Annotated in this window: 11 protein-coding genes; 3 read left to right on the forward strand and 8 right to left on the reverse strand. The window is 64.4% G+C overall.

Going from position 1 to position 11,557, the window contains the following annotated elements; translation table 11 throughout:
* Positions 1–248: 248 nt before the first annotated feature.
* From YUU_RS0132265 to YUU_RS0132280, 4 genes are all read right to left on the reverse strand, one after another.
* Positions 249–1,973, reverse strand: a complete 1,725-nt coding sequence (locus YUU_RS0132265) for an FAD-dependent oxidoreductase (protein ID WP_027526064.1) — start codon at positions 1,971–1,973, stop codon at positions 249–251.
* Between the two features lie 133 nt (positions 1,974–2,106).
* Positions 2,107–3,132, reverse strand: a complete 1,026-nt coding sequence (locus YUU_RS0132270; RefSeq protein ID WP_027526065.1) for a S1C family serine protease — start codon at positions 3,130–3,132, stop codon at positions 2,107–2,109.
* A gap of 72 nt (positions 3,133–3,204) precedes the next feature.
* A complete protein-coding gene (locus tag YUU_RS0132275) occupies positions 3,205–3,654 on the reverse strand; it encodes a hypothetical protein (RefSeq protein ID WP_027526066.1) in 450 nt (149 codons plus the stop codon).
* A 9-nt stretch (positions 3,655–3,663) separates the two neighbouring features.
* The gene (locus tag YUU_RS0132280) at positions 3,664–5,262 is read right to left on the reverse strand and encodes a GMC family oxidoreductase (RefSeq protein ID WP_027526067.1); all 1,599 of its coding nucleotides are present in this window, start codon (positions 5,260–5,262) and stop codon (positions 3,664–3,666) included.
* 197 nt (positions 5,263–5,459) lie between these two features.
* Between YUU_RS0132280 and YUU_RS0132285 the strand changes: the two genes are divergently transcribed.
* A complete protein-coding gene (locus YUU_RS0132285; RefSeq protein WP_027526068.1) occupies positions 5,460–6,248 on the forward strand; it encodes a thermonuclease family protein in 789 nt (262 codons plus the stop codon).
* A 73-nt stretch (positions 6,249–6,321) separates the two neighbouring features.
* Here YUU_RS0132285 and cyoD read toward each other — a convergent pair whose 3' ends face one another.
* The 4 genes from cyoD to YUU_RS0132305 are packed head-to-tail and all read right to left on the reverse strand — an operon-like array spanning position 6,322 to position 10,172.
* The gene (cyoD, locus tag YUU_RS0132290) at positions 6,322–6,711 is read right to left on the reverse strand and encodes a cytochrome o ubiquinol oxidase subunit IV (RefSeq protein WP_027526069.1); all 390 of its coding nucleotides are present in this window, start codon (positions 6,709–6,711) and stop codon (positions 6,322–6,324) included.
* Positions 6,708–7,349, reverse strand: a complete 642-nt coding sequence (locus tag YUU_RS0132295; protein WP_027526070.1) for a cytochrome (ubi)quinol oxidase subunit III — start codon at positions 7,347–7,349, stop codon at positions 6,708–6,710. The genes cyoD and YUU_RS0132295 overlap by 4 nt, the downstream gene beginning before the upstream one ends.
* Entirely contained in the window at positions 7,349–9,349 is a 2,001-nt protein-coding gene (gene cyoB / locus YUU_RS0132300) for a cytochrome o ubiquinol oxidase subunit I (RefSeq protein ID WP_027526071.1), read from the reverse strand. Before cyoB ends, YUU_RS0132295 begins: the two co-directional genes overlap by 1 nt.
* Complete coding sequence (locus YUU_RS0132305) at positions 9,339–10,172, reverse strand: ubiquinol oxidase subunit II (protein ID WP_027526072.1); 834 nt, start codon at positions 10,170–10,172, stop codon at positions 9,339–9,341. The genes cyoB and YUU_RS0132305 overlap by 11 nt, the downstream gene beginning before the upstream one ends.
* 253 nt (positions 10,173–10,425) lie before the next feature.
* On the opposite strand from YUU_RS0132305, the gene YUU_RS0132310 reads away from it, so the two are divergent.
* Together YUU_RS0132310 and YUU_RS0132315 are read left to right on the forward strand one after the other, a co-directional pair.
* Positions 10,426–11,226 (forward strand): SDR family NAD(P)-dependent oxidoreductase, encoded by an 801-nt coding sequence (locus YUU_RS0132310; RefSeq protein WP_027526073.1) that lies wholly within the window; start codon positions 10,426–10,428, stop codon positions 11,224–11,226.
* Between the two features lie 94 nt (positions 11,227–11,320).
* On the forward strand, positions 11,321–11,557 hold a 237-nt coding region (locus YUU_RS0132315; protein ID WP_027524408.1), incomplete at its 3' end, for a transposase.

The following is an 11,557-nucleotide window of genomic DNA, read 5'->3' on the forward strand; positions in this document are numbered from 1 at the left end:
AAGCTGATTTCACGCGTCATTGCGAGGAGCGAAGCGACGAAGCAATCCAGACTGCCTCCGCGGAAAAATTCTGGATTGCTCCGCTGCGCTCGCAATGACGAGATTGAGGAACGGGCGAGCCACGCTCTCAACTGTCATCGCCCGGCTTGACCGGGCGATCCAGTACGCCGCGGCAGTTGTAATGAATCTCGCCGCCTCTGGAATACTGGATGCCCCGCCTTCGCGGGGCATGACGGAGGAGAGTAGGGCTAGGCCGACGCCGTTGCAGCATTCGGCGCAACCGATGCACCCTCCGCAAGATGCCGCCCGGCAATATACCCAAACGTCAGCGCGGGTCCCAGCGTAATCCCTGGTCCCGGATAGTTGCCGTTCATGATCGAGCCCATGTCGTTGCCGCAGGTGTAGAGGCCGGCGATCGGGGTGCCGTCCTCGCGCAGCACGCGGGCGTGGGCGTCGACCTTCATGCCGATGGCGGTGCCGAGATCGGCGGGATGGATGCGAAGTGCGAAGAACGGCGCGCGTGTGATCGGCGCGACGCACGGGTTGGGCTTGTGGCTGATATCGCCGAGATGGCGCTGGTAGGTGGTACTACCGCGGCCGAACTCGGGATCACGGCCCTCGCGCGCATGGGCGTTGTAATTGGCGATGGTCGCGGCGAGCGAGGATGGCGCGATGCCGATCCGCTCAGCGAGACGCGCGATGCTTTCGGCCGCGATCAGCTCGCCGCTCCTGACGTAGCGGCCGTAATTCCAGGTGAACGGCTTGATGCGGCCGAGGCCATAGGTCCACAGGAAGTTGCGGTCGCAGATCAGATAGAAGGGCCGATCAGGCTCGCCATTGCCGTCGCGGAGCATGCCGAGCACGAACTCGTGGTACGACAGCGCCTCGTTGACGAAGCGCCGGCCCGCCGCGTTGACGGCGATCACGCCCGGCTTGGCGCGGTCGGTGACCGTGTGCGGAAAGACGCCGCGGCTGCCGTCGGCGCGGCGGAACAGCGAGACCGGCACCCAATAGGCCGGACTCGTCGCCTCCGTGTTCAGCGCGGCTCCGCCAGCGATCGCAAGCTTGAGCCCATCGCCGGTACCGGCCGGCGTGGTCGCCGAGACATATCCTGCGGCAGTCGGAAAGAAGCGCTTGCGCAAGGGCGCATCGTGCGAGAAGCCGCCGGTCGCAAGCACCACGCCGCGGCGCGCCGAGATCGCGCGGCCGCGTGAGCCATGACGGAGGGTCACGCCGCTGACACGGCCACGCTCGGCGACGAGGTCCTCGACATCCGCGCTGAAGAGGATTTCGACCTGCCGCGCCAGCAGCGAGGCGTAGAGCCGCGCCGCGAGCGCGTTGCCGAGATGCAGCGTGGTGCCGCGCGGGCTGCGAAGCCGCTGCAGCGCATATTGCGAGATCAGCCGGAGCGAACGCAGCGTCGAGCCGAACGACTTTCCAATCTTGCGCAAATGCGGAATGTCGAGCCGGTTGACCATCATCCCGCCGAGCAGCGTGAATTCCGGCAGCGGCGGCCGCAGCCGGGCGAAAGCGGCGCCCAGCCTGGTGCCGTCGAATGCGACCGGCTCCAGCACGCGCCCGCCCGCGGTGGCGCCCAGCCGCTCCGGATAGTAGTCGGGATAGGCTTTCACCGGCTGAAGGCGCACCTCGGTGTTCGTTTCGAGATAGGTGATCGCCTCCGGCCCGCGGGCGAGGAACGCCGCGCGCAGGCCCGCATTGGCGGGCTCGGACACGGTGTTCGCGAGGTACTGGACGGCATCGGTGACACTGTCGGAGAGCCCTGCCTCTTTCATCTTGCCGTTGGCAGGAATCCAGACCATGCCTCCTGACCACGCCGTGGTGCCGCCGATGAACGCGGTCTTCTCGATCACCAGCACGCGCAGCCCTTCGGCGGCAGCAACGGCAGCCGCCGTCATGCCACCGGCGCCGGCACCGATCACAATGACGTCGTAGGTCTCGTGCGCCGGCATCATGCGGCGGAATTTCCCGGGCAAAGCATGAGATCGTCATACCTCGCCCCGGCCACCGGCGCGCTCTATTTTTTGCACATGATCTTTCCGGAAAACCGCTTCGCACTTTGCGCTAACGCGGCCCTCCGGGTCCGGATCATGTACCCCGGGCTGGCTTGCGCTCGACGGGATCAATGTCGATGGCTCGCAGGCGGCCGAGGCGCAGCACGTCCATGGCGAGCCGCCGGCCGATCCGGTCGCGGTCGAGCACGCGGATCAGATCGTCGACGCCGTTGATCTCGACGCCATCGAGCCTGATCACGACGTCGCCGGGGAGCAGCCCCGCCTTCCCCGCCGGCCCGTCCGGCTCGATCTGGGCCAGCAGCGCACCCATCTTGTTCTCGACGCCGGCGAGCACCGCATGGCGCCGCGGGATCGGCGCGGTCTGGCCGGCGACGCCGATATAGGCGCGGCGGACATAGCCGTGGCGGATGATCTCCGACAGCACGAATTGCGCTGTGTTGCTCGCAACCGCAAAACAGATGCCTTGCGCGCCGCTGATGATCGCGGTGTTGATGCCGATCACCTCGGAATTCGACGACACCAGCGGCCCGCCGGAATTGCCGGCGTTGAGCGCAGCGTCGGTCTGGATCACGTCCTCGATGGTCCGGCCACTCACCGAGCGGATCGAGCGTCCGAGCGCCGAGACCACGCCGGCGGTGACGGTGGACTCGAAGCCCAGGGGATTACCAATCGCGATCACGAGCTGGCCGCGCCGCAAGCCTTTGGAGTTGCCGAGCGAGGCGTAACGGAGGTCGCGGACGCCGTTGGCGCGGAGCAGCGCCAGATCAGTGTCCGGATCGACGCCGAGCACCCGGGCGTCGCCGACGTTCCCTTCGATATCCCGCAGCCGGATCTCCTTGGACGCGCCGACGACGTGGCTGTTGGTGAGCACCAGTCCATCCGGCGAGATGACGATGCCGGAGCCGAGCCCGCCGCGCTCGCGGCCGTTCGGCACCTTTGGTCCGGTCTCGACGCGCACCACGGCCGGCCCGACGCGCTCCGTCACGCCGATCACGGCGTTGGAATAGGCGTCAAGCAGGTGCTGGTCGTCGACAGGGGTGGACGGGACGGGTCGCGGTGACAAGCCGCCACCGCTGAGATCTGAGGTAAAATCTAACATGGCGAATTTCCTTCGCGCGTCAGATGGTTACCTCAGACTTATAATGCAAGCAGGCCGCTCTTCACGAACTGCTTAACTGACCTGACGCATCGCGTGAGCTCGGGCCTTGACCGGGTCGAGCAGCGACCAATCGCCGTCCTCCAGCACGTGCCCTTTGGGGAAAGGCGCGCGCGGCTCGAGCCCCAGCGAACGCAGCACGCGGTCGTCGCGGTAGTAGCATTGCAGCACGACGCGGACGAGCGTTGCGGCCGGTGCGCCGCCGTCGGCGCGGAATGTGCTGATGACGCCGTCCCGCGCGGCCGGATCGAGGTCGGCGAGCGGCATGCCGGCGAGGCGGGCGAGATGATCCAGCGCCGTGGCCACCGGCTTGGCATCGCGGCCGAGGGTCGCGAGGATGTCGGCCTGGATGAGTTCATCATCCGCGCCGGGCACCCGGTATTCCTCGCTCGCCGGGATGATCATCGCGGCGATGGTGCGCAGGTCCTGGCGCTGCCGCGGCGTGAGGGTGAGCTGATCAGGCATGGCGATCCTCTAATCGAAGAGATTGGCGAGGCGCTGCTTCATCTGGTCGGCGACGTAGAGCGCGATGGCCTGGATGGTCGAGGTCGGGTTCACCCCGCCCGAGGTGACGAAGACGCTGCCGTCGACGATGAACAGGTTCTTGACGTCATGCGAGCGGCCCCATTCGTTGACCACGGAGCTCTGGGGGTCGGCGCCCATCCGCGCCGTGCCGAGCAGGTGCCAGCCGCCCCAGGGGATCGGACTGTTGACGCAGATATCGGTGGCGCCTGCCGTTTCGAGAAACTCCCGGCCGCGGGCGAGCGCATGCTCCATCATCCTCCGGCTGTTCTCGCTGATGGCGTAATCGATCTTTGGCGCGGGAATGCCGTGGCTGTCCTTGAGCACTGGGTCGAGCGTGACCCGATTGTGCTCTTCCGGCAGGTCCTCGCAGATCGCGGAGAATCCCAGCCGATGGCCGTTGAGCTTGCGGAACACACGGTGATGATCCGCGCCCCACGGCAGAATGCCCTTCTGCTCACTGACGACGGCTTCGAACACCGGTCCTGCGCCGCGCACGAACTGGACGCCGTAGCCCCGCACGAAGCCGCGCGACAGGTCGGTGTCGTAGAACTCCTTGCTCCAGAGACAGGTCGGCGGCGCGCGATTACTGTCAGTCGGCTCCGTGACATAGCCGTAGATCTGCGCGTAAGGGTGGAACATGAGGTTCTTGCCAACGAGGCCTGATGAATTGGCAAGCCCGTTCGGGAAGCGGCCTGAGGCCGAGTTCAGCAGAAGTCGCGGCGTGCCGACGCCGTTGCATGCGATGATGACGACATGCGCTCCCTGGAACTGCTCAACGCCGTCCTTGTCGTAATATACAACGCCCGAGGCCATGCCGTTCTCGTCGGTCGTGATCTCGCGCACCCGGCAATGGGTGCGCAGCTCGACGCCGGCGCGGATCGCCTGCGGCCAATAGGTGATGTCGGTCGAGGCTTTTGCACCTTGCGCGCAGGCCGGGGTGCAATGGCCGAGATTGATACAGCGCGCCCTGCCCTCGTAATCCATCGTCGCAACCGTCGTATCCGACGGCCACCAGTGCCAGCCGAGCTTGTTCATGGCCTTGGCGACGAGGGGACCGGAGAGCCCGAGCGGCTGCGGCGGCATCGGCGGATGGGTCAGCGGCGAGAGCGGATCGCCGGACAGGCCCGATGTGCCCATGATGCGGTCGTTCTCCTCGAAGAACGGCACCAGCGTGTCGTAGTCGATCGGCCAGTCGTCAGCGACGCCGTCCAGCGTCTTCACCCTGAAATCGGACGGATGCAGCCGCGGCCAGTGCGCGGTGTACATCACCGTCGAGCCGCCGACCGCATTGAAATTGACGACCTTGATCGGCGAGCTGTCGTCGTTGATCGGATAGTCCTCGGGCCGGCCGCGGATGTTCGGGCTGGTCGACCACTCGCCGTAGAACCTTGCTTCCCAGTCCCGGCCGGTGCTCGGATAATCCGCCGGCTTCATCCAATCGCCCTGCTCGAGGCAAAGAATGTGCATCCTGGTCTCGGCGAGTGACCAGGCGACCGCGGCTCCGGAGGCACCGGCGCCGATGATCAGGACGTCCACGGGGTCGTTCATGCCAAAGTCATCCTCCCGCCCTCGCCGCTTCCCGGGCGATTGAGCCTTGCGTGTAGCGTCAAACGATAGGGTCAGAGCGGCCGGTGAGTAAAGCCGCAGGGGACGAATGTCAGGCTTCGCTGGGCGCAGACCATTGGTGTTGCAATGTCGAGATGCTAGAGAACCCTCGCGAAAGTGCAAATCGATAGCGAGAACGTATGTCCTTCCAAAATGCCTTTGCCACCGCCCGCGCTGCCGCGCTTGTTTTGCTTCTCGCGATCCTCGGTTGCGTCGCCGATACCGGGTCCAGCCTCGCCTTAACGGCCAGTGCAACGGTGCGGGATGGCAACTCCATCCAGCTCGGGGACGCGACCTACCGGCTAGACGGTGTCGACGCGCCGGAACTGGACCAGGTCTGCATCGACGACCACGCCGATCCCTGGACCTGCGGGCTGGAGGCGCGCGATCAGCTCGCAAAGCTGATCAACGGCCGCAACGTACGCTGCGACGATGTCGGGCCGGAGAAGAGCTTTGGCAAGCGCCACCGCGCCATCTGCACGGCCGAGGGCGACAAGACGAGCCTGAACGAGCAGCTCGTCCGCCTCGGCTTTGCCGTCGCGCGCGAGCCGGTCAAGGCGAACGTCAAGCCGGCCGCCGCGGAGGCCAAGACGAATTCGGCCGGCATCTGGAAAGGCTGCTTTGTTGCACCGCAGGAATTTCGCACCGGCAAGAAGGACGGCGCACTGCTCGGCGCCGCCTGCCGCGCCGACCGCGACAAGGAGATCCGCGCGGTGCTGTTTCCGGACGAACTGACCATGCCGCCGAATTGCAGCATCAAGGGCAAGCTCGCCGTACGCGCACGCGTCACCGGCAATATCGGCATCTATCATTTGCGGGGCTGCCCGAGCTATCCGGCGACGACAAAGCCGGATCGCTGGTTCTGCTCGGAGGACGACGCGTTGGCCGCAGGCTTCCGCAAGGCCTACAACTGCCGCCGGCCGAAATGATCTGAGGGGGCTTGCTTCGCCTCTCCCCGTAAGAACGGGGCGAGGGAAAGAGGCAGCTACCTCACGCTGGCCCTCACTGCATCCGCATGATCTGGTCCATCGATGGCATGTTCTCGTTCAAATGCGACATGATCCACACCGAGCCGCCGACCACCAGGAAGACGATCAGCAGCCCGAACGCCAGCGCCAGCACGTTGTTGGTGTTGTCGGGGCCGGTGGTGATGTGCAGGAAGAATACGAGATGCACGCCCATCTGGGCGATTGCGAGCACGATGATGGCGATGGGGATCGAGGGCTGCCAGACCAAATTGGTGCCGGCGATGAAGAACGAGGTCGCGGTAAGCAGGAGCGCAAGGACCAGGCCGACGACATAGCCGATGATCCGGGTGCTGACGCTGTGTTGCTCTTCCTCGCCGGGAGCGAGGTCGTGCTCATGGACACCATGCTGTGACAGATCGCTCATGGCGCGCCTCCAAGCAGATAGACGACGGAAAACACCGCGACCCAGATGATGTCGAGCGCGTGCCAGAATAGAGCAAAGCACATCATGCGGCGCAGGATGTCGGCACGAAAGCCCTTGGCGAAGACCTGGGCCATCATGGTGAGGAGCCACAGCACGCCGGCCGAGACGTGCAGGCCGTGGCACCCGACGAGCGAGAAGAACGCGGTCAGGAACGCGCTGCGCGACGGGCCATAACCACGGGAAACCAGGTCGGCGAATTCACGGAATTCGATGCTGAGGAATGCAAGGCCGAGCACACAGGTCACGGCCATGCCGAGATAGAACCAGAGCCGGTTGCGCACGTCTGCGGCAATGCTCGCCATGCCGCAGGTGAAGCTCGACAGCAGCAGGCAGACGGTCTCGATTGCCACGTTCCGCTGCTCGAAAATCTCTGAGCCCTTCGGGCCGTCGGCAGTCTGGCCGACCAGCACCGCATAGGCTGCAAAGAAGCAGGAGAACATCACGATGTCGGAGAGCAGGAAGACCCAGAAGCCGTAGGCGGTCACGATACGCTTCGGCGCCGGTCCGAGATGCTCAACCACGAGCCCGATGTGATGCGGGTCGGCGTGCGCGTGCCCTGCGGTTGCGGTGATTGCCATCAGACAGTCCCCGCGAGGCTGACGAGATGGCGTCGTTCTTCGAGATTGGCACGGTCAATGCGCGCGACTTCGGCGGCCGGAATGACGTATTCGTCATGGTCGCGCCAGGCGAAAACGACGAAGGTCGCCCACGCGCCAATCACGCCGACGATCACCATCCACCAGATGTGCCATATCAACGCAAAGCCCATGATGGTGGCGAAGAAAGCGCAGACGAAGCCGGTCGGCGAGTTCCGGGGCATCTCGATGTCCTGATATTCGGGCTCGGCGTGCTCGAATTGCTGCTGCTTGGCCTTTGCCTTCATTTCCCAATAGGCGTCCTCGCCGCGCACGTCGGGATAGAAGGCGAAGTTGAACACCGGCGGCGGCGACGAGGTCGCCCATTCCAGCGACCGGCCGTCCCAGGGATCGCCGGTACGGTCGCGCAAGGCTTCGCGGTTGCGGATGCTGACGACGAGCTGCATCACCTGGCAGACGACGCCGATCGTCAGCACCGCCATGCCGATCGCCGCCACGAACATCCAGGGACGCCAGGCCGCCACGTCGTAGTGCTGCATGCGCCGCGTCATGCCGAGCATGCCGACGATATAGAGCGGCATGAAGGTGATCCAGAAGCCGGTGAATGTGAACCAGAAGGCCGCCTTGCCCCAGCGCTCGTCGAGGCGGAAGCCGAACGCCTTTGGAAACCAGTATTCGAAGCCCGCGAAGGCGCCGAACAGCACGCCGCCAATGATGACGTTGTGGAAATGCGCGACCAGGAACATGCTGTTGTGCAGCATGAAGTCGGCCGGCGGCACGGCGACCAGCACGCCGGTCAGGCCGCCAATGATGAAGGTCACCATGAAGCCGACCGACCACAGCATCGGCGTCGCGAAGCGGATGCGGCCGCCATACATCGTGAACAGCCAGTTGTAGATCTTCACCCCCGTCGGCACCGCGATGATCATGCTGGCAATACCGAAGATGGCGTTGACGTCGGGACCTGCGCCCATCGTGAAGAAGTGATGCAGCCAGACCATGAAGGAGATGACACAGATCGCCATGGTGGCGAGCACCATCGAGCGGTAGCCGAACAGCGGCTTGCCGGAAAAGGTCGATACCACCTCCGAGTAGATACCGAAGGCCGGCAGCACGAGGATGTAGACCTCCGGATGTCCCCAGGCCCAGATCAGGTTCATGAACATCATGACATTGCCGCCGGCTTCGTTGGTGAAGAAGTGGAAGCCGAGATAGCGGTCGAGCAGCAGCATCGCGAGCGTGGCGGTGAGGATCGGGAAGGCTGCGACGATCAGCAGGTTCGAGGCCAGCGTCGTCCAGCAGAACATCGGCATGCGCAGATAGTTCATGCCCCTGGTGCGCAGCTTCAGCACGGTGGTCACGAGGTTGATGCCGGCCACCAGCGTGCCGACGCCGGAGATCTGAAGCGACCAGGCGTAGTAGTCGACGCCGACGCCCGGCGAGTAGGTCAATCCCGACAGTGGCGGAAAGGCAAGCCAGCCGGTGCGCGCGAATTCGCCGACCACAAGCGAGACATTGACCAGCAGTGCGCCGGTCGCAGTCAGCCAGAAACCAACCGAATTCAGCGTCGGAAAAGCGACGTCGCGCACACCGAGCTGAAGCGGCACGACGAGGTTCATCAGGCCGATCACGAACGGCATCGCCACGAAGAAGATCATGATGGTGCCGTGGGCCGAGAAGATCTGGTTGTAGTGCTCCGGCGGCAGATAGCCCTGCGACTGGTAGGACACCGCCTGCTGGATCCGCATCATGATGGCGTCGCTGCCCCCGCGCAGCAGCATGACGGAAGCGAGCAGGATGTACATGACGCCGATTCGCTTGTGATCGACGCTGGTGATCCATTCGTGCCAGAGATAGGGCAGATGCCCTTTCACCACGACCCAGCCCAGCACCGCGAGGATGCCGACCAGCACCACGCCGCCTGCGACCAGCGGGATCGGCTGGTCGAACGGGATCGCCGACCAATCAAGCTTACCGAGCATCGTGCTCTCCACTGTGCTCCCGCCCGGCATCCGAGGTCAGTTGCGGGCCCGGCCCCGGCGGAATGTGCTGGGTGGCGATCATGTCGAACAGGCGGGGATCCGCGAGGCGATAGATCGGCCTGCCCCGCTCGACGGATTGCTGCATCAGCTTCTTGTAGCTGTCCTCGTTGAGCACCTGGTCGGACTTCGCCGTGGTCGCCACCCAATCCGGGAAGGCGAGCGGCGAGATCACGTTGACGTCGAACATCATCTCGGGAAAGCCGTCGCCGGAAAAATGTGCCGACAGGCCCTGGAGCTTGCCCTCATTGTCGGCGCGCAGATTGAGCCGCGTCACCATGCCGTTCATGGTGTAGATCATGCTGCCGAGTTGCGGGATGAAGAACACGTTCATCACGCTCGACGACGTCAGCTGGAAATTCAGCTCGGCGCCCGCCGGCACCGTCAGCGAATTGACGGTCGCGATACGCTGGTCGGGATAGATGAAGAGCCATTTCCAGTCGAGCGACACCGCCTGGATGCGCACCGGGCTGCCGGTCCCCGGCACCGGCGCTCGCGGATCGAGCTGGTGCGAGCCGATCCAGGCGACGCCGCCGAGCAGGATGATGGTGAGCGCCGGGATCGCCCACACCACCATCTCGACGCGGCCGGAATAGACGAAGTCGGGTTGATACTGCGCCCGCGGATTAGAGGCCCGAAACCACCAGGCGAAGCCGAGGATGGCGACGATCGTCGGCACCACGATCGTCAGCATGATGAAAACGGAATCGACGAGAATCGTACTGTTGGCGACAGCAACAGGCCCTTGTGGATCGAGCAGATTCATCGGCAAGCCACTGGCGATTGGGAAGCCCCGGAGGAGAGCCTAGCGCGGAATGATATCGGCAACAAACGTCGTTCGCGTGACCGGGTTCCCGCGCAATTGCAAGTGATTGCGCCCGCACGCGCTTTGGCTCGTACAACTGAGCCATGCAGGTTTGACGGGACGTCGCGCGTCGCGCGCGGGCGCTCGGCACGGATGCAATCTTCTCTACCTTTGAAACGATTGCTATCGTGATGAAAAAGCAGGGAGAAAACGTATGCGCTTGAACGACAAGGTCGCCATCGTGGTGGGGGCCGGGCAAAGCCCCGGCGAGGGCATGGGCAATGGCCGCGCCACCGCGCTGACCTTCGCACGCGAGGGGGCGAAGGTCGTCTGCGTCGATCACAATCTCGAATCGGCACAGGAGACCGTCGCGATGATCGCGGCGAGCCAAGGCACGGCCGCGGCCTTCAAGGCCGACGTGACCAGGACTACCGACATCAAGGCGATGGTGACCGACGCGATAGCGCGCTGGGGACGCATCGATATCCTGCATAACAATGTCGGCGTCAGTCTGGGCGGCGGCGACGCCGAGCTCCTGAAGCTGACCGAAGAGGCATTCGACCGCGTGGTCGCCATCAACCTGAAGAGCTGCATCCTGGCGGCGAAGGAGGTGATCCCGATCATGCGGACGCAAAGAAGCGGCGCAATCATCAACATCTCCTCGATGGCCGCGATCACGACCTATCCTTACGTCGCCTACAAGGCGACGAAGTCGGCGATGATCGCCTTCACCGAACAGCTCGCCTATCAGAACGCCGAATACGGCATCCGCGCCAATGTCATCCTGCCGGGCCTGATGAACACCCCGATGGCCGTCGACACCCGCGCCCGCGAATGGCACAAGACCCGCGCCGAAGTCGAAGCCGAGCGCGACAGCAAGGTGCCGCTGCGCCGGAAGATGGGCACCGCCTGGGACGTCGCGAACGCCGCGCTGTTTTTGGCCTCGGACGAAGCGAACTTCATCACCGGCGTGACGCTCCCGGTGGATGGTGGGGCGAGTGTGATAAGAGGATAGACGAAGCGAGCGTGATGCCTTCCCTTCTCCCCTTGTGGGCCTGTTGCGTAATCCGCGATTGTGATTCTCTAGGGCAGAAGCCTTGGAGGTAACGATGGCAGTGAAGCAGACTGGGCAGCCGAGTTTTATTGAGGCGTGGTTGCCGAAGGGAGCCGGTGCCAATGCGGCGCTGAATCGGTTGTCGGGCTTGGTCAAATGGTACCGGTTCGAGAAGCTGATGGCGCATTTGCGGGATGAAGGAAGCCCTGGCCGACCGGGCTATCCGGTGCTGGTGCTGTTTCGCGCGCTGCTGTTGCAGTCGCTCTACGGTCTTTCGGAGCGTGAGCTCGAG

The organism is Bradyrhizobium sp. Ec3.3 (assembly GCF_000472925.1).
Classification (GTDB): domain Bacteria; phylum Pseudomonadota; class Alphaproteobacteria; order Rhizobiales; family Xanthobacteraceae; genus Bradyrhizobium.

Excerpts from the sequence above, each read along its gene's own strand:
- YUU_RS0132280 (WP_027526067.1), bottom strand. The coding sequence starts at position 5,262 with ATGAACGACCCCGTGGACGTCCTGATCATCGGCGCCGGTGCCTCCGGA.
- YUU_RS0132295 (WP_027526070.1), bottom strand. The coding sequence starts at position 7,349 with ATGGCAATCACCGCAACCGCAGGGCACGCGCACGCCGACCCGCATCAC.
- YUU_RS0132310 (WP_027526073.1), top strand. The coding sequence starts at position 10,426 with ATGCGCTTGAACGACAAGGTCGCCATCGTGGTGGGGGCCGGGCAAAGC.
- YUU_RS0132285 (WP_027526068.1), top strand. The coding sequence starts at position 5,460 with ATGTCCTTCCAAAATGCCTTTGCCACCGCCCGCGCTGCCGCGCTTGTT.
- YUU_RS0132275 (WP_027526066.1), bottom strand. The coding sequence starts at position 3,654 with ATGCCTGATCAGCTCACCCTCACGCCGCGGCAGCGCCAGGACCTGCGC.
- cyoB (WP_027526071.1), bottom strand. The coding sequence starts at position 9,349 with ATGCTCGGTAAGCTTGATTGGTCGGCGATCCCGTTCGACCAGCCGATC.
- cyoD (WP_027526069.1), bottom strand. The coding sequence starts at position 6,711 with ATGAGCGATCTGTCACAGCATGGTGTCCATGAGCACGACCTCGCTCCC.
- YUU_RS0132270 (WP_027526065.1), bottom strand. The coding sequence starts at position 3,132 with ATGTTAGATTTTACCTCAGATCTCAGCGGTGGCGGCTTGTCACCGCGA.
- YUU_RS0132265 (WP_027526064.1), bottom strand. The coding sequence starts at position 1,973 with ATGATGCCGGCGCACGAGACCTACGACGTCATTGTGATCGGTGCCGGC.
- YUU_RS0132305 (WP_027526072.1), bottom strand. The coding sequence starts at position 10,172 with ATGAATCTGCTCGATCCACAAGGGCCTGTTGCTGTCGCCAACAGTACG.